This is a genomic window from Altericroceibacterium endophyticum, assembly GCF_009827595.1.
Classification (GTDB): domain Bacteria; phylum Pseudomonadota; class Alphaproteobacteria; order Sphingomonadales; family Sphingomonadaceae; genus Altericroceibacterium; species Altericroceibacterium endophyticum.
This window is the reverse complement of sequence record NZ_WTYT01000001.1, coordinates 373,110-393,454: the sequence shown is the minus strand read 5'-3', so window position 1 is coordinate 393,454 and position 20,345 is coordinate 373,110. Positions and strand designations below refer to the sequence as shown.

Here is a 20,345-nt window from a genome sequence, read left to right as displayed (position 1 = left end):
GATGTAGGAAAATTCTTAGCAAGGCCTTTGCAAGTACCAGCATTAACTTAGGCAGATGCCTGATGCCGTATTTGCTTAGAGAAACAACTTGGCTCAGATCTATTTTTCGGCACCACCCCACCTGCAATTTACCCTCTGGTCATACCATAATCGAAAACTGGCTTTACCTATTTCTCAGACAATGATACGCCCCATCAACAATAATTGTCCGACCATGATGTCGGCACGTACAGGGAGATGGAAGTGAGGTTAGTATATCTAGCAAGATTCGGGCTGGCTGCGGGGATCTCCGCAATTGCGCTCACCGCTACGGCCGCATCGGCTCAGCAGCAGAGCGACAGCGAGGGCGCAAACGCAGGGTCTGATATGGATAATATCATTCTGGTTACCGGCCAGAAGCGCACTCAGGATATTCTGTCTGTTCCGACTGCTATTTCGGCAATTGACGAGACACAGCTTGACGCCGCACAGGTCACCGATTTCAGTGATCTTACCCGCCTGTCTCCATCGGTAACCGTCACTGACGGCGGCAATTCTGCGTCGTCCACAGTCTCAATGCGCGGCATCGGTACCTTTGGCTTCTCGACCAGCATCGAACCTTCGGTATCAGTAGTTGTCGACGATGTTGCTCTTCTCCAGCAAAGTCAGGCCTTTGGCCCTCTGAGCGACGTTGCCCGCATCGAGGTATTGCGTGGTCCGCAGGACTCGCTCTTTGGCAAGAACGCCTCAGCCGGCGTCATCAATATCGTGACTAAAGGTCCAACAAGCACGTTCAGCGGCTATGTTGAAGGGACCGTTACCGATGATGACCAGCAGAAGGTGGTCGCCATGCTCTCCGGCCCCCTCACCCCTGATCTGGGCTTCCGTCTGAACGGATATTATTCCGATCGTGACGGCTACATTACGAATCTGGAAACGGATGAGAAGGTCAATGCTGAAGAAAGCTACGGCGTTTCCGGCAAGCTGACTTACTCTTCCGGAATCATGGATCTGGCGCTGACCGGCAATTTTAGCAAAACCAATTCCAATGGCAGCCAGCAGACATATTATTATCTGGCCCCGGGCGTGCTCCAGAATGGTCAACCAATCGATACAACCGGTGTCGATGTTGGTCTTGGGAACGACAAGGTACGCCTGAGCGATCCAAAGATTGCCGACAGCCGTCAATATGTATTGGCTGCAAAGGCTGATTTCGATCTGGGCTTCGCCAGTCTGACCTCCGTAACGAGCTATCAGTACTGGCATCTCAATACGGGCAATGATCTCGACTTCTCAGCAGCACCTACGCTCTATCAAAGCGGGCCCTATAAAGCCACGCAGTTCGCGCAGGAACTACGCCTGACATCGCCTGCAACCGGGGTTTTCGATTATCTGGTTGGGCTCTATTACGCCAATGGCGACACTGACCGTACGTTCACCCGTGAAACTGCGCCTTATCTTTCATTTCTGCGACGCAACTGGGACTCGACTGCATCGACGGAGACTCTCGCCGCATTTGCTCAACTCGGTTATGATCTCAGCCCTTCGACCAGCCTGACGCTTGGCGGCCGCATCAACCACGAGAAAGTGGGGGTCTATTTCAGCGATAACCTTTCAACGCCCCCGGCCGTTTACGAAGGTAACGCGAGCGATACCGCTCTGACCGGCAAGGCCTCGTTGCAGCACTATGTGGCTGACGACGTTATGGTCTATGCCTCGGTCGCGAGCGGCTACAAGGGGCAGGCCTATGATATTGTCTCTGGCTTCGATCAGACGAGCATCGACAATTTGGTCAAACCTGAACACTCGGTCTCCTATGAAACAGGTGTGAAGGGCCGGTTCTGGGACAACCGTGCTTCTTTCAGCATCACCGGTTTTTGGACAGACTATCGTGATTTTCAGGCTCAGGGCGTCGATTCCACAGCTGGCGTACCGCAGTTCGTGCTGAAGAATGTTGGCAAATTGCGGACCAGGGGAATTGAGTTCGAGGGATCGGTCCGGCCGGTTCAGGGCTTGGATCTGTTCGGTTCTGCGGCCTATGTCGATGCGACAATCACCTCCTACCCCGATGCTGCCTGCTATCCGTTTCAGACCGAAGCTGAAGGCTGCATGACGATTCCCGGATCAACTTCTCAGATCCAGGATTTGAGCGGCGGCGATCTTGCCAATTCCCCCGAGTTCAAATTCAATGTTGGCGGTTCTTATGAAGTGCCCGTCACGAACAGTGCCAATGTCTTCTTTACTGCCAATTATTCATGGCAGGACGACGTGAACTTTTCGCTGAGTCAGGATCCCGAAACCATTCAACCCGCTTACGGCATTGCAAATGCCTCATTCGGGCTGCGTGAGGCAGAGAACCGCAATTGGGAACTGTCGGTCTTCGTTAACAATCTCTTCGATACGACATACGCCTCATCAATCACGAATTTTTCAACCAACGGATATTCGGATGTGGCTGTCGTGCAGACATTGGCACGTGATTACCGCCGCTATGCCGGCATTCGCCTGCGCATCGGCTTCGGCGCGAATAACTAATCTGCTCCCACGCCTCGGTAAGGCCGCTGCAAATGCAGCGGCCTTACCGAGTTGCTTGTTTAATCGTCTGGATGGGCACACCAATTCGGATAATCGCCACCGGGATATGTCACAGCGGCCTCATGCAGGCGCGTGACAGCCTTCCTCCCAGATCGCCGCGTCAGCCGATCAACACTGGAACGAACGCAGGATACCCCTGCCAAAGAAACGCTCAATCGCTGTAAGGTGCTGCATCATCCAGCGCTGGGACAGCGCCCGGCCTCTGGATAACCCAGCCTGCCAGCCGATGGCCTGCGGAACAGGCCGCTATCGCATCGATCCCTGCAAGACGGGCGCTCAGATAAGCAGCGTCAAACGCATCCCCTGCCCCGCTGGTATCAATTGGCCGCATAATGCGTTCCGGCGGCACGATGTCTCCTGTTTGAGAAAGACATCCTTTTTCGCCAAGCTTAACCACCAATTCCCCGCAACCTGCGCTGCGCCAGTGGTTAACAACCGAACCAGCGTCTTCGGCACCCAGCGCACGTTCATCGTCCAGAGTGGGAAGTCCGAAATCAGACAGGGCTATGGCCCGATCGCGCCACTCTCTCGCCAGGTCGGATGTATCCCAAAGCGCCGGTCGGTAATTACCGTCAAAGGCCACTTTCCCGCCGCTCCGACGCACGCGATCCGCCAGATGCAATAATTGCTCACGTCCGTTATCGGGGAGGATAGCCAGAGATATGAGTGAGAAAACGAACAATTCCGCATGTGCGATATCGTTCTGCCAATCCTCCTGGCCTGGAAGGGTGAACATTTCGCGCGCAGCGCTCATCGAACGATCGTAGGAAAAGCTGCGCTCGCCCTCTTCATCGACCAGAACATAGTACTGCCCGACCTTGCGGCTCGGATGACTGAGAATCAAAGAACAGTCGAGCTGCTCTTCGCTCCAGGATCGACAAAGCGCGGTGCTTTCAGGATCGCTCCCAAGCGCACTCGCATAGCTTACCCGATGCCCAAACCGCGCAAGATGCACTGCTGTATTGAGCGTATCGCCACCATAATAGCGTATGGCCGCGCCATCGGCAGAGCAACGTTCTTCGACCATCCCTTCACCGAGGCAGACAATATGTGTCATTTAGTTTTTACCAATTCCACATTGTTCCGTCTTCCAACCGCGCAACGGGCAAGAAAGCGCGCTTGTAAGGGTATTTCGCCGCCAGCTTTTCATCAATATCGACGCCATGCCCTGCACTTTCGCCGCAGATGAGATGACCATCCTCGAAGCGGTAATCATGCGGGAAGACGGCATCTGTCTCCGCGCTGTGGCGCATATATTCCTGAATGCCGAAATTGGGCACCCAGCTATCGAAATGGAGCGCGGTTCCCATCGTAACGGGGGAAAGGTCGGTTGCACCATGACAACCGGTGCGCACCTGATAAAGAGCTGCAAGATCGGCAATCCGCCGCAAATGGGTAATACCGCCAGCACCCACGATCGTTGTGCGGATATAGTCGATGAGCTGATTTTCAATCAGATCTTTCGCATCCCAGATCGTGTTGAATATTTCACCCACAGCAAGCGGCGTGACAGTATGCTGGCGGACGAGTTTGAAGGCTTCCTGATTTTCCGCAGGCGTGACATCTTCCAGCCAGAAAAGCTGAAACGGTTCGAGCATCTTGCCAAGATTTGCAGCCTCTTGCGGCGTATAACGGTGATGACCGTCATGCAGCAAATGATGGTCGAATCCGTAAGTATCGCGCAGTTTTTCGAATAATTTGGGAACGTGGTTCAGGGCCTTGCGCGTATCCCAGCCCGTATGGGAGGGAAGATCGGCATCGGCTGGCTCATAATAAAGCTTGCCGCGCCCCACGCCATAGGCATCCTTGATCCCTGGAACCCCGGTCTGCGCACGAATGGCTTTATAGCCCATGTCGATATACTGACCGACGGCGTCCACAGTCTCCGCGATGTCTGACCCGTTGGCATGGCCATAAACCATAACCCGATCGCGACTTTTTCCGCCCAGCAGCTGATGAAGCGGCATGCCGGCCATTTTTGCCTTGATATCCCAAAGCGCCACGTCAACAGCGGCAATTGCCCGCATTGTGACGGGGCCCCGCCGCCAATAAGCGCCGCGATAAAGATACTGCCAAATATCCTCAATCCGGCGTGGGTCCTTGCCAATGAGACAAGGGATCACATGGTCCTCGAGATAAGAAACAACCGCAAGCTCGCGCCCGTTGAGCGTAGCATCGCCGATGCCATACACCCCCTGGTCAGTTTCGATCTTGAGCGTGACAAAATTACGCCCGGGGCAGCACACGATCACGCGGGCGTCTTGTATCTTCATGGATGGGTCCCTCAAATGCGTTTTCAGGCGACATTTCCTTGACTGCCGCCCACTGGCCTGTCAACTTAAACTGGACTAGAGCGTATTGGTCTGTCAACTTTATAAGACTGGCCAGTCCAAAAATTCTACCGAGGGAAGCGCGCCATGAACAAGGTTCATCAGGATCGCCTGTATAAAGACGTCGCAAAGTGGCTGATGGAAGAGATAGCGGCAGGCAAATATCCAGTTGGCGCCAAACTTCCGGCCGAAAGGGAGCTCGCGCTTCAATACAGCGTCAGTCGCCCCACAGTTCGCGAAGCCATCATTGCACTAGAGGTTCGCGGCTTGGTTGAAGTACGCATCGGATCCGGCGCCTATGTCTGCCAAGCACCTGTCGAATTGGTTGGTGAAGGTTTTGACGTTTCAGCGATCGAACTGACGGAAGCGCGTTTGCTGATTGAGGCTGAGACAGCTGCTTTGGCAGCAACGCAGATCAGTGATGACGAGGTGGAGACACTCGAAACTATAGTCCGGCAGATCGAGGTTGAAAATCTGACCCCGGGCGGTGCGGAAGAAGCTGACGCTGCGTTTCATCACACCATTGCCGCCATCACCCGGAACAATGCCCTGATCGAAGCGGTCGACCGCTTGTGGAGCTTGCGGCGCACCTCCCCGGAGGCCGCACTTCTGCATGAGAAGGCACGGACAGCCAACATCAAGCCGGTGGTTGAAGAACATACAAGGATATTGGATGCCCTGAAAGCGCGGGACCCCGCAGCCGCGCGAAACGCAATGCGTGCGCATCTCAGCCAGGTTCTCGAAAGCTTGCTCTTCGCGACTGAAGAGCGTGCCATTCAGGAGGCGAAGAAATCCATAATGGCAAAGCGTGAGCGCTATTCGCGCGTCACGGCTTGAGTGGATTAGTCATGACCGCTGCGACTCTTTCCCTGCATCCTGATCGCCTGCTGCCCGCGGATCGTCATGTCCGCGACATTGCCCGGACTCTCTACGCGGAGGTGAAGGATCTTCCGATTATCAGTCCGCATGGACATACAGACCCGTCCTGGTGGGCCCGCAATGAGAACTTTGACAACGCCACCAATCTGTTGCTGGTCCCTGACCATTACCTGTTCCGCATGCTGTATTCGCAAGGCATACCGCTCGGCGACCTTGGCATTCCTGACGCTTCGGGCAGTCCAGTTGCCGATCCGCGGTCGGCCTGGCGAACCTTTGCCGAAAATTACTACCTGTTTCGCGGTACGCCCTCGCGCATTTGGCTAGACTGGGTTTTTGCGGAAGTATTCGGGCTGGACATCCTGCTTCAGCGTCAAAGCGCCGACCATTACTTCGACACGATCAACGACCAATTGAAACGCGACGATTTTCGCCCGCGGGCACTATTCGAGCGGTTCAATATCGAGGCGATCGCCACCACCGAAAGCCCGCTGGACTCGCTGAGCTCCCACAAGACTATTCGTGAAAGCGGCTGGGGCGGTAAAGTTATCACCGCCTATCGGCCAGATCCCGTCGTGGACCCTGAATTCGAAGGTTTTGTCGCCAACCTAAGGAAACTGTCGGATTTAACCGGAGAAGATTGTTTCTCCTGGAGTGGATACCTGACAGCGCATCGCAAGCGGCGTACGTTCTTCAAGGAGATGGGGGCCACATCAACCGATCACGGCCATCCGACGGCCAAGACGGCTGACCTCTCCCCACAGGACGCAGAAGCACTGTTCGACCGCGTGAAGACTGGAAAGGCATCCTCAGACGATGCTGAAAACTTCCGCGCGCAGATGCTGACCGAAATGGCCGGCATGAGCCTGGAAGACGGGTTGGTGATGCAAATTCATCCCGGCAGTTTCCGCAATCACAATCAATCGCTGTTCGACCGTTTCGGCCGCGATAAAGGTGCAGATGTTCCTGTTCGCAGCGAATATGTTGAAGCTCTGCGTCCCCTGCTTGGCAAATATGGCAATGAGCGTGACCTGACGGCGATCCTCTTTACTCTCGATGAGTCTGTCTATTCACGCGAATTGGCGCCTCTGGCCGGGCATTATCCTGCCCTCAAGCTGGGCCCTGCATGGTGGTTCCACGACAGCCCGGAGGGCATGCGCCGCTTCCGCCGCCAGATGACCGAAACAGCAGGTTTCTACAACACTGTGGGCTTCAACGACGATACGCGCGCCTTCCTCTCCATTCCGGCGCGGCATGATCTGGCACGGCGTATCGATTGCGGTTTTCTCGCGGAACTCGTGGCCGAGCATCGCTTGCAGGATTGGGAGGCGGCAGAGGTTGCGAGGGATCTTGCCTACAATCTCGCAAAGTCGGCTTACAAACTGTGAGGCTGTCTCCCGATACGATTAGCCGCCTGCCGGGCGGAGTCACGCGTCCTTCCTATGACCGCTCGCAGCCGATCGGCATTGTCCATTTCGGCATCGGCGCGTTTCATCGTGCCCATCAGGCCCACTACACTGATGCATGTCTGGAGGCAGGCGAAAGGGGTTGGATGATCGCCGGCGTTTCCTTGCGATCATCTACAGTTGCCAGACAGATGAACCCGCAGGGCGGGATGTACACGCTTACGCAACGGTCGGATGAAGAGCCTGAAACGCAGGTTGTTGGCTCAGTCCGAGAGGTTCTGGTCGCTGACAAAGATCAGTCTGTCATCTCTGACAATATTGCCTCGCCTGATTGCCATATTGTCAGCTTTACTGTCACCGAGAAGGGCTATTGCCGCGCAGCTGATGGATCGCTGGATTTCGATCAGGCGAAAAACGGTTTCTATCCGCTTCTGGAAAAGGCTCTCGCCAGAAGGCAAGCCGCAGGATTGCCGGGCCTCACACTCTTGAGCTGCGATAATCTGTCCGGCAACGGTAAGCAGCTCGGGCGTCTGATGGGCCAGTGGCTGGATAAGCACTCGCCCCAAGTCGCCACCTGGTTCCGCGAACATTGCACCACTCCGGACAGCATGGTGGACCGTATTGTTCCCGCTTCGACCGAGCAGGATCTGGCTGAGCTGGAAGAACGGATCGGGCTGCGCGATGAAGCGGGTATTTTCACGGAATCCTTCAGCCAATGGACGATCGAGAACAGCTTTGCCGACGCCCATCCGGCTTGGGACAAATTTGGCGTGCAAATCGTGCCCAGCGTCGAGCCATATGAAACCGCAAAACTCAGAATGCTGAATGGAGCGCATTCACTGCTGGCTTATGCCGGCCTCGATGCCGGCTACAGCTTCGTTCACGAAGCGATTGCCGATCCGGCCCTGCGTGCCATGACTCAGCGCCTCATGCGCGATGAAGCCGCCCCCACCATCAATCCGGGCAAAGGGCAGGATCTTTCTGCCTATGCAGATGAACTGATTAGACGTTTTGACAATCCGGCGCTGCAACACAGACTGATTCAGATTGCTATGGATGGCAGCCAGAAGATTGGTCAACGCTGGCTCGACACACTGGCCATTCAAGGAAAGCGGGATAATTCCTGTCCTGCTATCCTCACGGCACTTGCCCATTGGTTACGCCATATTCGCGGCGATATACGCCCCGTCGACGATCCGCGCGCTCAAGAATTCGAGAACGTCTGGAAGGAGGCAGGGATTGAAGGCATCGTAAAGGCGATGTTTGGTTCGGACGGGCTGTTGCAGTCGCAATGGAAGCCCTCCGAGGACGAGCTATCGACTATCAAGCATGCGCTTCAGGCCATATCTTGACCGCTATGCTGCGCTTGAACCGCAGGGCCGCATTGCTTGCGGGCGGCACATTCGGTGTAGCAACCATGCTGGGCGGTTGCAGTGCGCGGATCAGGCCGCTGCTTGCGGCTGACAGCCAGCCGGACGGATATCCAACCGTCGAGGCACTGCGATATTTCGCGCAGGATCTTTTCCGCAGAACTGAAGGACAGCTGGATGTGGAAGTCTATCCTTCCGAGCAGCTCGGCAGTCAGAGCGATACGTTGGAACTGGCACAGCTCGGCGGAATCGACTTTCTGCGTATCAACACCGCGCCACTCAACGTTCTGGTGCCCGAAACACTGGTTCCATCCCTGCCCTTCATCTTTCGTTCTACGCGGCACATGCGTTCGGCGATGGATGGTGCGCCAGGTCGGGAAATTCTCGATTCACTTGCCCGTCACGGGCTGATTGGATTGGCATTTTACGACAGCGGCGCCCGGTCGATCTACACGGTTAATCGCGCGGTTCGCGAACCACGCGATATGGCAGGACTGAAGATCAGAGTGCAGACTTCGGACGTGTTCGTCTCCATGATCGAGGCGATGGGCGGCAATGCAACGCCCATGGCCTATGGCGAGGTCTATCAGGGCCTGGTCCAGGGGGTGATTGATGGCGCAGAGAACAATCTTCCATCCTATGAATCCTCGCGCCATTACGAAGTGGCTCCTGTCTACAGCCTAACTCGCCATGTGATGGCACCAGAGATACTCGCAATGTCTCGTAAAAGCTGGGAAAAGCTATCCCCGGAGCATCGCGAAGCTGTGCGCGCTGCAGCGGCAGCCTCCGTCCCTTTCATGCGCGATATGTGGGATGAACGCGTCGTGCGATCGCGCGCGATCGTGAGTGCCGCAGGGATGCAGATAGTGGACGATGTGGACCGGGAGGCCTTCAGCAAACGTATGGAGCCGGTTTGGGCGAACTATGCGGGTACTCCCGCGCTGCGTAAGCTGGTGGAAGATATTCGATCGATCGGGGTGGAAAATGATTGATCGGTTTATCCGCATTATCAGCCGCCTGCTGCTCGCGGCTTCTGCCATTGCCCTCGCCCTGATGGTGGCGATACTGAGCTGGCAGGTCTTTGCACGCTATGTCCTCGATTATAGCCCCGCCTGGGCCGAGCAGACGGCGCTGATGCTGATGATCTGGCTCACATTTCTCGGGACCGCTTCCGGCATCGCCGAAGGGTTTCATATCCGCATTGTCGAGGGCGTGGCGAACCTTCCAGAAACATGGAAAAAGCGCGTCGTTCAGCTTGCCAATTTGCTGATCATTCTTGCAGCTTTACTGATCGTCTGGCTCGGAATCTTGCTGGCACAGGCGACATGGGGGAATGCCGTTCCCACACTGCCTCTCACGCGCGGGATGGTCTATCTTGTCATTCCTTTTTCTGGCGCCCTGATCGCCGTTTTCGCTTTGGATAAACTCCTCAGGGGAGAGGAAATTTCAGGGAGCCAGGCAAGCGCATGACACTGATCTTGATCTTGCTGCTGCTGCTCGCCGTAATGCTCTTTTGCGGTGTGCCGGTTGCCTTGTCGCTGTTTCTTGCAGCCAGTACCATCTTGTTTACGCTCGACATTCCGCTGGTTGTTGCGGTGCAGCGTATGGCCGCCGGCGTGAATATTTTTACACTGATGGCAATTCCCCTGTTCATTCTGGCAGGAGAGCTGATGACACAGGCAGGGATCGCCCGCCGCCTTGTCAGGCTCTCTGAATCCACGCTCGGCCCCGCGCCGGGCGGTCTGGGGCAGGTGACAATTCTGGCCTCAATGCTCTTCGGTGCAGTTTCAGGCTCGGCCTTGGCAAGTGCTTCGGCCATGGGGTCCGCATTGGGTCCCGAAATGCGGCAGCGCGGCTTCGATCCCGATTATGTAGTGAATGTCTCGACCTCAGCCTCCATCACCGGCCTGCTCATACCCCCCTCGCATAATATGATCATCTATGCGACCGCCGCTGGTACCGGCATTTCTATCGGCGACCTGTTCCTGGGAGGCATTCTGCCGGGCATCGTGACCGGATTGACGCTCATGGTGGTGGCGGCAATTGTGGCGACCAAGCGTGGCTATCCGCGTGGCCATTTTCCTGGCTGGCGCGCGCTGATCCGATCAGCCGCTGTTGCCTTCCCGGGCATTCTGACAGCGCTCATCATTCTGTTTGGTATTCTTGCGGGAATCTTCACGCCAACCGAAAGCGCAGCGATCGCGTGCACCTATACAATAGTTGTTGGGGCTTTCGTTTACCGGGAACTTGATCTGACACGTCTGATAGCCGCATTCATGAACAGCGCCCGCACTACGATCATGGTGATGTTCATCATCGCGACCGCATCGCTATTCGGCTGGGTCCTGGCAGTGCTGCAAGCACCAGCTCAACTCGCGGAGCTGCTCGCCCCGGCAATGGCCAACCCATTTCTCACGTTGATACTGATTGCAGCAATGTTGCTTGTGCTGGGCACCTTCATGGACATGGCACCGCTGATTTTGATCACCACGCCGATTTTTCTGCCCATAGCGACCTCGGTCGGGATGGCCCCGGTGCAGTTTGGTGTCATGCTTATGCTCGCGCTCGGAATTGGTTTGCTTACCCCCCCGGTTGGATCAGTTCTTTTTGTAGGATGCGCCTCTCAAGGAATTCCGGTGGGTCAGGCACTCAGAACGATCTGGCCGTTCTATCTTGCATTACTCGTTGCCCTGATCATGGTGATCGCCGTCCCCGGCCTCTCGCTTTGGCTACCGCAGGTTTTTTCATAGTCCGACGAGCCCTTCCCCCCAGTAAATGGCAAAATTGGTGATTTGCCATGTATTGAAATGACTGATTTTGGGGGACCTTCCGAAACGGGTCCTTTTGAGATGGCAGATGTTTCGATCGGTGACGCCGCATGGCAGCTTTGCGCCCTAATGTCGGTTTAGGGCACTTCTTTAGGTGCTCCCAAAGGTAACCATTGATCATTCCCGCTAACCGCCCGAACTTATCAAGGCGCCAGCGCTCACCGCACTTATGGCAACGCTCTTCCAGCTGACTCCACTTTACGTGCCGGTGCGATCCCTACGCCTTGACCGGCGACATTGCCCAAACCTCCATTTCCATCCGCCGCCCAGAAACCGCTACCACCAATAGGCGCAATGACGGCGACGGTCACAGCCGCGTGCGAACGGGTCAGCGCTAACCCGCTCCATTCGCAAACGGTTCACTTTCGCCCAAAACGGATTTCCGCGCTACTTCAAGTGGCGGGTAATCTACCCGCTTACGAGTGGCCAATTGGGGACCAGTGAGCGAGCCGGAGAGAACAGTGAGGGCCTTGGGCTACTGGATTGATGGAAGCGAAGGGTTAACCTATATCGAAGCGCACTGACGTTCCCGGAGGAAGTCCGCGCGCTTGGCGGATGATCTGGGCAGACAGGTGCCAATAGACATCGAGATCAGACAGCTCCAAATTCTCAAGGTCATCAACCCCGCCAAGGAACAATGGCTTCTTATAGCCTACGCATTGATCCGTCGAAGGAGCAGCACCTCCGGCACCGAGCTAATCCTCAAAGAAGCTGATCGCCAGTGCGGCCTCACCAAATTCGAGTAACCCTTCTGTATGGAACGTCTGTAAATTACACGGAATTTCCAGTGATTCACCTGTACCAGGCTCAAACATTGTCACTCCAGATCGTCCTACCTCCAACCGCTTTTGGTTAAGCGCGAATGCTCGTCCAAGCCAGTCATAGGCAAAACAGGTGATCTGGTCTGCGAACTCAGGATATCCCGCCTCAACCCGCGCATTCCAGCCCGCAATCTCTGAGGCTAAAACCACCCTGTAGAGACCGCCCCTAAAGGATGCCCCCCCCAAACTCCGATAAAAATTCAGGAAGTCCTTGCAGACTTGGAACCGGAACATCGCCGTCATCGCTTCTCGCGCAGGAATCCTTCGGATAAAGGGCCTGGAACGCCTCGAACATGTCAATCTCCAATTGTGATCCTATTCACCCGAATCCCAACACGCAAATCTTTGATTTGGTGATGTATCTGAGACCCCAAGCTTCGGTTCACGCTCATATCAAGTGCCAAAGGTTATCAATCGTGTCAGCCCCTCCAAGTTGAAGGTCATGAATATGATCTATATCTTTCCCAGATTTAATCGAGATGCCTTCACGTTGATATCTCACTCTAGCCGAACTCCCACTTCGCTGGGTTTTCATAACAATTGTATCTGCATCGGTCAGCCTGGCATTGCGCTCTACCCCAGCAAAGGCGGTGCTTTTGCCCTCGCCTCCCCCGTTATTATTCAGGGTGACCTGCCGATTTGCCAGATCACCGAATAGAGCGAGCCAAGAGCGTTGTCGCCGAAGCTGCTGTCCTCTATCGCACTACGACTGGCCGCGGCGGCGATGCGTCCGCGCTTTCCTGCTTCCGCCCCATCAAAATGACATAGTCGGCAGACGCGATCATATCGAGATTATGCTCATCGACGATCAGCGGAATGCCGCGATCTATGATTGCGTTAACCAATCCAATCATCGATCCACATCGACCATATGTAGGCTAGATGTTGTTTCATCGATCACATAGCTTCTGCGAGCGGAGGAGATGAAAATGGCGGACAGAAAGCCCGGTTGGCGCGCGATGACACGGCACGACCTGCCGCAGGTTTTCACTTTGGCGGACGCCATTCACGAAGACTATCCCGAACGTCCGGAAGTATTTGCAGAAAAGCTCACCCTCTATCCGCAAGGCTGCTTTGTCCTTGCCAGTGGTGAAAAATGCGAAGGCTATTTCATTTCGCATCCATGGCAGCGCGCGCGCCCACCTGCCTTAGACACGCTGCTCGGTGCGCTTCCCGCCCAAGCGGACCTCTTCTATATTCACGATCTCGCAATCTCCATGGCCGCGCGCGGAGCTGGGGCTGCTTCCCGAATATTGAAACGGAGCGAAGAACATGCGCTCAGTCAGCAGCTGACGCTTTGCGGCTTGGTTGCTGTCGGCAATTCGGCGCCTTTCTGGAAAGCGCAGGGCTTTGAACCTCAGGAGACCCCTGCGCTCCGCGCGAAACTTGCCACCTATGGTGACATGGCCGTCTATATGGAAAAGCCTCTTTGAATTCTGGGTGATTTTTCCAAGGCGTGTGCCCGATGCTCGGGCATTATGACGAAAGACAAAATGGGGGGACTAGCTCCCCATTAGCCTTAATCACAACGCTCGCGCGGCGAAGTCAGCCTGTCAGCCTGTGGCGACCGGTCATTCCCTCCACCCGCCGCCAAGGGCCAGGAACAGCGAGATAGACTGATTGGCGAGATTGGCGCGGGACACGGCGAGCACTGCCTCGGAATCGGCGAGCGAGCGCTCGGCATCGAGCACGATCTGGAAGCTCTCGGCGCCATACTGATAACGCAAGCGGGCAATCCGTGCGGCCTCGGCGTTCTGATCGCGCGAACGCGAGAGGCTTTCCACCCGTTCGCGCTGGGCCGCATAGCGTGTCAGCGCCGTTTCACTCTCGCGCAAGGCATTGAACCACGCACCGTCAAATGCAGCCAGAGCACCTTTGGATGTCGCCTGCGCCTGCCTGAGGCGCGCACGGCTCGCCGTGATATTGGGAAAGCTCCACGAAATCAGCGGCCCGAGGCTGAAGCGGAAGGAACCGTCGCTGCCCAGATCGTCGATGGAGGTCGCCGTAGTGCCTATCGATCCGCCCAGTGTCACGTTCGGATAGAGATCAGCCGTGGCGACGCCGACGCGCGCCGTGGCGGCGGCAAGGCGGCGCTCGGCAGCCCGCACATCGGGCCGCCGCGCAAGCAGGCTGGCCCCATCCCCGACCGGAAGCGCCGAAGCAATGACCGGCGGCTCTTCACAGCTCGCGACATCGGACGGAAATTCCGACGGCGTGCGGCCGGTGAGAACCGCCAGGCTGAACAGCGCGGCACGGCGATCCGCCGCAAAGCTGGGAAGCGCCGCACGAGTCTGTTCGAGCAGGGCATTGGCGCGGCTCGTGTCGAGCCCGGTACCGCGCCCGCCCTCCTCCAACCTGCGGGTCAGATCGAAGGTTTCTTCCTGCACCCGCAGGCTTTCCTGTGCCACGGACAGCTGCCGCCCAGCGCTGCACGCTTGCGCATAGGCGCGTGCCGTTTCGGCCACCACGCTGATGCGGGCAAGGTCGTAGCTCGCCTGTGCCACGCCAAGATCGGCGCGGCTCGCTTCGATGCCGCGGCGGATCCGGCCGAACAGGTCGACCTGGTACGACACGCCCAGCCCGCCATCGTAGATCTCGCCCTCATAGAGCGCACCGTCCACGCCCGTGGTCGCCCCCGCCTGGCGGGCATATTGACCATTGGCCGAAATCTCGGTGGATGGCAGCCGGGCTGAGCGAACCTCGCTCAACGCCGCGCGTGCCCGCTCCAAATTCGCTGCCGCCACGCGCAGATCGGTGTTGGCCTCAAGGGCCTCGTCGATCAGTCGGTCAAGCACCGGAGCGTCAAACAGCTTCCACCATTCCTTGGGCGGCTCGTCGGGCACGAAGGCCGGGTCTGCCGCGCTGGTGAACTCAGCTTGCGCGGGCGCCTGAGGAGCGGGCGAGACATAGTTCGGTCCGGCTGCGCAGCCGGCGAGCACCAGACTGCTCGCTGTCACCATAAGCAACCGGGTCATTCGACTTCTCCCTGCGGCTGTGCGGCCTGTTCCGGTTCGTCCTTCTTCCGCTTCAGGCGTTCCTCAAGCTTGCGCACCACCATGTAGAAAACGGGGGTGAAGATAAGGCCGAAGAAGGTCACACCCAGCATGCCGGCAACAACCGCGGTGCCGAGCGCCTGACGCATTTCCGCGCCCGGACCTGAAGCGATTGCCAGCGGCATCACGCCGAAGATGAAGGCGAAGCTGGTCATCAGGATCGGGCGAAGGCGAACGCGGGCGGCGGCGATGGCTGCATCGATCATTCCCAGCCCCTCTTCCTCGCCCTGCCGGGCGAATTCGACGATGAGGATCGCGTTCTTGGCCGCAAGGGCAATCAACACCACCAGGCCGACCTGGGTCAGGATATTGTTGTCCATTCCTCGCAAATTAACACCGATCATCGCCGCCAGAATACACATGGGCACGATGAGGATGACGGCCAGCGGCAGCGTCAGCGATTCATATTGCGCCGCGAGCACGAGGAACACGAAGACAACCGCCAGTACAAAGATCAGCGCCGAACTGCTGCCCGCGGCCTTCTGCTGGAAGGCTAGGCCTGTCCATTCGTAGCCGAAACCTTGCGGCAGCGATTCTGCCGCGACCTTCTCCATCGTTTCCAGCGCCTGCCCGGAGGACACGCCAGGTCCGGCCTGCCCCTGCAGTTCAAGCGCCGGGAACAGGTTGTAACGCACGATCCGCGCTGCGCCGGTGTCGTCCTGAAGATTGGTCACCGCCGACAGCGGCACCATTTCCCCACCAGACGAGCGCACCTCGAGCCGGCCGACATCGGCAATATCATCACGCGAGGTCGGCTGGGCTTGTGCCGTCACACGATAGGTGCGCCCGGCAAGGTTGAAGTCGTTCACGTAAGTCGAGCCGATATAGGTGCCGAGCGTGTCATAGACCTGCCCCGGCTGCACACCGAACAATTGCGCCCGGTCGCGGTCGACCTCCGCGCGGATACGCGGCGTACCATTGTTGAACGTCGTATAGACCTGATTGACGTCGGTTTCCTGCGCCGCTGCGCCCATCGCCGCACCACCTGCCGCTTCGAGCGCGCGGTAGCCGTTGGCCGAGCGGTCCTGCACCATCATCGAGAAACCACTGCCATTGCCCAGCCCGCGAACCGTCGGCGGTGAAACGATGAAGATATTCGCTTGATCCGTGGTCGCCGCAAGTTGTGCGGTCAGTTTGGCGGATAGAGCCTCGGCAGAAAGCTCCGGCCCGCGTTCCGACCAGTCTTTGAGGCGCATGAAGACGGTGCCGGCGTTGGACGATGTCGCCTGCGTGACCCCGTCGAGCCCGGCGAGGTAGATCGCGGCCTCCACACCTTCCTGCTGGATCGCGGTATCGTAAAGCTTTTCCACCACTTCGGTGGTGCGGTCGAGCGATGAGCCCGGCGGCATCTGCACCACACCGATAAGGATTCCCTGATCCTGTTCCGGAATAAAGCCGGTCGGCGTATCGGTCAGCCGCCAGCCGGTCAGCGCCAGCAATCCAGCGTAGATCGTCAGCATGATGGCGCCCACGCGCAAGGTGCGCGAGGTAAACTGGCCATAGCGATTAGAAACCCAATCGAAACCGCGATTGAAGCGGTCTCCCGCGACATGCAGCGGCCGCAGCCACCGTGGACCTCTATCCTCATGCCCTTCCTTGTGAGGCTTGAGCAGCAGCGCTGCCAGCGCAGGCGAGAGCGTGAGCGACACGATTAGCGAGAACACGGCCGCCGCCGCAATCGTGACGGCGAACTGGCGGTAGAAGATGCCCGGAATACCCGACACCATCGCTGTCGGCACGAACACAGAGATCAGCACCAGTCCGATCGCCACGAGCGCTCCGGAGACTTCCTTCATCGTCCGGTGTGCGGCGGCACGCGGTGCCATCCCATCGCGAACATGCTTTTCGACCGCTTCCACGACAACGATCGCGTCATCGACCACGATGCCCACCGCCAGAACCAGCGCGAACAGCGACAGCGAATTGATCGAATAGCCAAGCGCGAGCTGGACCATGAATGTGCCGATCAGTGTGATCGGGATCGCGATGATGGGAATGATCGCAGCACGCCAGGTTTGCAGGAAGACGAGGATCACGATCATGACAAGGATCACGGCTTCGATCAGCGTGTGCTGCACGGCATCGACCGACGCGGCGACGAATTCGGTCGGATTATAGGGTGTTGAGTAGTGCATTCCCGGCGGGAAGTCCTGGGAGATCACCTTCATCTCGTCGAGCACCAGCCCGGCGGCGTCCAGCGAATTTGCCCCCGGCTGTTCGACCACTGCAATCGCCACACCCTGGCTGCCATTGTAGAACGCACGGATGCCGTAATCCTGGCTTCCCAGTTCAACACGCGCGACATCATGCAACCGCGTGATTGAGCCTGTCTCGGCGTCGGATTTGAGCACGACGTCCCCGAACTCCTCGGGCGTCGCAAGGCGTCCGCGAACATCAAGGGGAACCTCGAAAGCGGGCTGTTTGCCGCCGGCCGGGGCCTGACCGAGAGCACCGCCCGCAACCTGCACGTTTTGCGTGCGCAAGGCGGAGATGATTTCGGTCGAGGTCAGGTCGCGCGCCGCGGCCCGATCGGGATCGATCGAGACGCGCATCGAATAATTGCCGCCGCCGAAAACATTGACCCCGCCCACGCCGTTCAGGCGCAAGAGCCGGTCACGCACAATGGTCTGGGCGTAGTTGCCGAGATAGTCGATGCCGAGGCCGGAATCCTCATCCGCCGTGAGCGTGACGATCATCAGGAAGCCGGTCGCCTCCTTATTGACCGTGACACCTACCTGGCGGACCTGCTCCGGCAGGCGCGGTTCGGCCAGGGCAACGCGGTTCTGGACCAGCACCTGCGCGGAATCGAGATCGGTCCCGGGCTTGAAGGTGACGGTGACCCGTGCCTGCCCCTGGGTCGAGGAGCTCTGGATATAGAGCATGTCCTCAACGCCGTTGATCTCCTGCTCAATCGGCGCCGCAACAGTCTCTGCGATCGTCTCCGCAGAAGCACCCGGATAAGGCGCATTGACGACAATCGTCGGCGGGGCGATCTCGGGATATTGCGAGAGCGGCAGCAAGGGGAAGGCGAAGGCGCCAATAAGCGTGATGAACGTTGCGATCACAGCCGCAAAAATCGGCCGCTCGATGAAGAAAGCTGACAGCTTCATGTCTCTATCTTTCTACTGGCCGACCGGGAGGGCGACAGCCGAAGCGGGCGGCGTATCGGCGACTTCTCCGTCAGCCCCGTCCTGCGCTTCGATCTTTCCGGCCTTAGGTGTAACCTTCTGCCCGGGCCGCGCGCGCTGCACGCCGCTGATGATGACACTTTCTTTGGGCTTCAAGCCACTGCGGATGACCCGCAATCCTTTGCTGAGCGGACCGGTCTGGACCGGACGCGCGGCGACTGTTCCATCCTTGCCAACCACGTAAACGACCCGGCGCGCACCATCCGAGACGATTGCCACATCCGGGACAAGCATAGCCTGATAAGGCGTGGACGCTTCAAGCCGAAGATTGCCGGTCATTCCCGCCTTGAGAAACCCATCAGGATTGGGGATGACAGCGCGGGCCTGGATAGTACCTGCCCCGGCGTCGATCGCATTATCGATGAAGTCCAGCTTTCCCGTATGAAGGAACTCCGTCTCGTCCGGCAGTCGAACGCGCACCTGCGTGCCCTTCACCGTCCCGCTGCCTTCCCGCTGGTATTTGAGCAGGAGCGCTTCCGATCCCCGGAATTTGAAATGCAGCGGGTTGGTCGAGACAATGGTGGTCAGAATGGTCTGGTCAGCGGTGACCGTATTACCCGGATCGACCCTTCGTTCAGAAATGCGACCCGAGATCGGGGCCGTGATCCGGGTGAAACCGACATCAAGTTCGCGTGCCCGCACGAGGCTGCGAGCAGCAGCCACCTGCGCCTCGCCTGAGCGGACGGCTGCGTTACGGGATTCGAGCTCTTCCTGGCTGGCCGCACGCGCAGCAGCGAGTGTTTCCGAACGGGCAAGCTCCGTCCTCGCATTGGCGAGATTGGCTTCGGCCTGCGCAAGCTGCGCCCGGGCCTGAGCCAGAGCCGCCCGCGCCGGGCGCGGATCGACGGTAAACAGCAACTGACCCTTGCGGACATATTGCCCGTCGGTGAATTTTGCAGAGCTCAGATACCCTGTTGCGCGCGGCCGCACGTCGACTTCCCGTACCGCCTCGAATCGGCCGACATATTCGTCCCAGTCGACCAACTCCTGAACCACTGGCTGCGCCACCGTGACGGTGGGCGGTGGCGGTGCGGCATCATCGCCACCGCTCGAACAGGCGCCCAGTACCAAGGCCAAAGAGGCCGCTACTGCGGCAAGCTTGTTTCCCATCATTCGCTGAACCGATCCTGTAGATATTCGGGCCATGCCCTCTTGGCTCCATTCCCCTGAACAGCGAATCTTATGCCGGCTGCTCACAATTCAGCTCACAGCTAGATTCAGCTTTTCAACTTGTCAACGGCTGTTGACTTACAGTTGAAACTTGCCGGAATTCTGGTAACGGACCTAAATGAATACAGGCTCTCCCATGCGAAAACGTAATGCCGCCGCGACCCGCCAAGCCATCCTTGATGCGGCTCGGCGCAGCTTTGCAGCGAAAAGCTATGAGCATGCGGGATTGCGTGACATCGCTTGTGAAGCTGGCGTCGATGTCGCACTGATCGGGCGTTATTTTGGCAACAAGGAAAAGCTCTTCCGCGAGGTTCTTCGTCCCGATGAACACGAAGAACAGATGCTGCTAGGTAAGGTGCCGCAGGACGAACTGCCCGCCTATTTCGCGTCGCTCGTCATGGACATGGAGCATGAGACGTCGAATGCTCAGGTCGATCGCCTGCTGATCATTCTGCGGTCTGCCTCTTCGCCACATACCAGGACGATCGTTAGCGAGGCGATCGAAGAGACGATCATCCAGCCCATTGCGGGACGCCTCGATGGCGAAGACGCCCGGCTACGAGCCGGCATGGCGCTCAGCATCCTGATGGGGAGTGGTATCTTGCGCAAGGTGATGGGCCACAAGGCCATATCCGAGGTGCAGGACGAGGCCATCCAAAAAGGCCTGACCGACATACTCGAAAAGGCCCTGTGGCCGAACTGATTGGCAGGGTTCAATTTCCGCGGGAT

16 protein-coding genes are annotated in these 20,345 nt (G+C 57.8%); 9 read left to right on the top strand and 7 right to left on the bottom strand.

The features are described from left to right. Positions 1 to 243: 243 nt before the first annotated feature. Positions 244 to 2,514, top strand: a complete 2,271-nt coding sequence (locus tag GRI91_RS01900) for a TonB-dependent receptor (protein ID WP_337190299.1) — start codon at positions 244 to 246, stop codon at positions 2,512 to 2,514. A 211-nt stretch (positions 2,515 to 2,725) separates the two neighbouring features. Here the strand turns inward: GRI91_RS01900 and GRI91_RS01895 are convergent, their stop codons facing one another. Together GRI91_RS01895 and manD are read right to left on the bottom strand one after the other, a co-directional pair. Beyond that, complete coding sequence (locus tag GRI91_RS01895; RefSeq protein WP_237437594.1) at positions 2,726 to 3,631, bottom strand: sugar kinase; 906 nt, start codon at positions 3,629 to 3,631, stop codon at positions 2,726 to 2,728. A gap of 7 nt (positions 3,632 to 3,638) precedes the next feature. Beyond that, positions 3,639 to 4,847 carry a D-mannonate dehydratase ManD gene (gene manD / locus GRI91_RS01890; protein ID WP_160734934.1) on the bottom strand — a complete coding sequence of 403 codons (1,209 nt, stop codon included), beginning with the start codon at positions 4,845 to 4,847 and terminating at the stop codon, positions 3,639 to 3,641. A 144-nt stretch (positions 4,848 to 4,991) separates the two neighbouring features. Between manD and GRI91_RS01885 the strand changes: the two genes are divergently transcribed. The 6 genes from GRI91_RS01885 to GRI91_RS01860 are packed head-to-tail and all read left to right on the top strand — an operon-like array spanning position 4,992 to position 11,306. After that, positions 4,992 to 5,741, top strand: coding sequence for a FadR/GntR family transcriptional regulator (locus GRI91_RS01885; RefSeq protein WP_160734933.1), 750 nt, complete (start codon positions 4,992 to 4,994; stop codon positions 5,739 to 5,741). 11 nt (positions 5,742 to 5,752) lie between these two features. Beyond that, a complete protein-coding gene (gene uxaC, locus GRI91_RS01880) occupies positions 5,753 to 7,168 on the top strand; it encodes a glucuronate isomerase (protein ID WP_160734932.1) in 1,416 nt (471 codons plus the stop codon). Beyond that, complete coding sequence (locus GRI91_RS01875) at positions 7,165 to 8,538, top strand: mannitol dehydrogenase family protein (RefSeq protein WP_160734931.1); 1,374 nt, start codon at positions 7,165 to 7,167, stop codon at positions 8,536 to 8,538. The genes uxaC and GRI91_RS01875 overlap by 4 nt, the downstream gene beginning before the upstream one ends. Positions 8,539 to 8,543: 5 nt before the next feature. Further along, positions 8,544 to 9,548 carry a TRAP transporter substrate-binding protein gene (locus GRI91_RS01870; protein WP_160735332.1) on the top strand — a complete coding sequence of 335 codons (1,005 nt, stop codon included), beginning with the start codon at positions 8,544 to 8,546 and terminating at the stop codon, positions 9,546 to 9,548. Further along, positions 9,541 to 10,026 carry a TRAP transporter small permease gene (locus GRI91_RS01865; protein WP_160734930.1) on the top strand — a complete coding sequence of 162 codons (486 nt, stop codon included), beginning with the start codon at positions 9,541 to 9,543 and terminating at the stop codon, positions 10,024 to 10,026. Before GRI91_RS01870 ends, GRI91_RS01865 begins: the two co-directional genes overlap by 8 nt. Beyond that, positions 10,023 to 11,306: a TRAP transporter large permease gene (locus GRI91_RS01860; RefSeq protein WP_160734929.1), complete on the top strand. Its 1,284-nt coding sequence runs from the start codon at positions 10,023 to 10,025 to the stop codon at positions 11,304 to 11,306. Before GRI91_RS01865 ends, GRI91_RS01860 begins: the two co-directional genes overlap by 4 nt. A 578-nt stretch (positions 11,307 to 11,884) precedes the next feature. Here GRI91_RS01860 and GRI91_RS16355 read toward each other — a convergent pair. Both GRI91_RS16355 and GRI91_RS16350 read right to left on the bottom strand, forming a co-directional pair. Further along, positions 11,885 to 12,022, bottom strand: a complete 138-nt coding sequence (locus GRI91_RS16355) for a hypothetical protein (protein WP_202385393.1) — start codon at positions 12,020 to 12,022, stop codon at positions 11,885 to 11,887. 57 nt (positions 12,023 to 12,079) lie between these two features. Beyond that, positions 12,080 to 12,448 carry a hypothetical protein gene (locus GRI91_RS16350; RefSeq protein WP_202385392.1) on the bottom strand — a complete coding sequence of 123 codons (369 nt, stop codon included), beginning with the start codon at positions 12,446 to 12,448 and terminating at the stop codon, positions 12,080 to 12,082. A gap of 686 nt (positions 12,449 to 13,134) precedes the next feature. Between GRI91_RS16350 and GRI91_RS01850 the strand changes: the two genes are divergently transcribed. Then, positions 13,135 to 13,638, top strand: a complete 504-nt coding sequence (locus GRI91_RS01850) for a GNAT family N-acetyltransferase (RefSeq protein WP_160734928.1) — start codon at positions 13,135 to 13,137, stop codon at positions 13,636 to 13,638. 138 nt (positions 13,639 to 13,776) lie between these two features. Here GRI91_RS01850 and GRI91_RS01845 read toward each other — a convergent pair whose 3' ends face one another. From GRI91_RS01845 to GRI91_RS01835, 3 genes are read right to left on the bottom strand one after another with little or no spacing between them, the layout of a single operon-like run. Further along, complete coding sequence (locus tag GRI91_RS01845) at positions 13,777 to 15,180, bottom strand: efflux transporter outer membrane subunit (protein ID WP_160734927.1); 1,404 nt, start codon at positions 15,178 to 15,180, stop codon at positions 13,777 to 13,779. Then, complete coding sequence (locus tag GRI91_RS01840) at positions 15,177 to 18,368, bottom strand: efflux RND transporter permease subunit (protein ID WP_160734926.1); 3,192 nt, start codon at positions 18,366 to 18,368, stop codon at positions 15,177 to 15,179. Before GRI91_RS01840 ends, GRI91_RS01845 begins: the two co-directional genes overlap by 4 nt. Before the next feature lie 12 nt (positions 18,369 to 18,380). Continuing rightward, positions 18,381 to 19,592, bottom strand: a complete 1,212-nt coding sequence (locus GRI91_RS01835; protein ID WP_160734925.1) for an efflux RND transporter periplasmic adaptor subunit — start codon at positions 19,590 to 19,592, stop codon at positions 18,381 to 18,383. Positions 19,593 to 19,734: 142 nt separating this feature from the next. Here GRI91_RS01835 and GRI91_RS01830 point away from each other — a divergent pair, with 142 nt between their 5' ends. Then, positions 19,735 to 20,319 (top strand): TetR/AcrR family transcriptional regulator, encoded by a 585-nt coding sequence (locus tag GRI91_RS01830; RefSeq protein ID WP_160734924.1) that lies wholly within the window; start codon positions 19,735 to 19,737, stop codon positions 20,317 to 20,319. Positions 20,320 to 20,345: the final 26 nt, after the last annotated feature.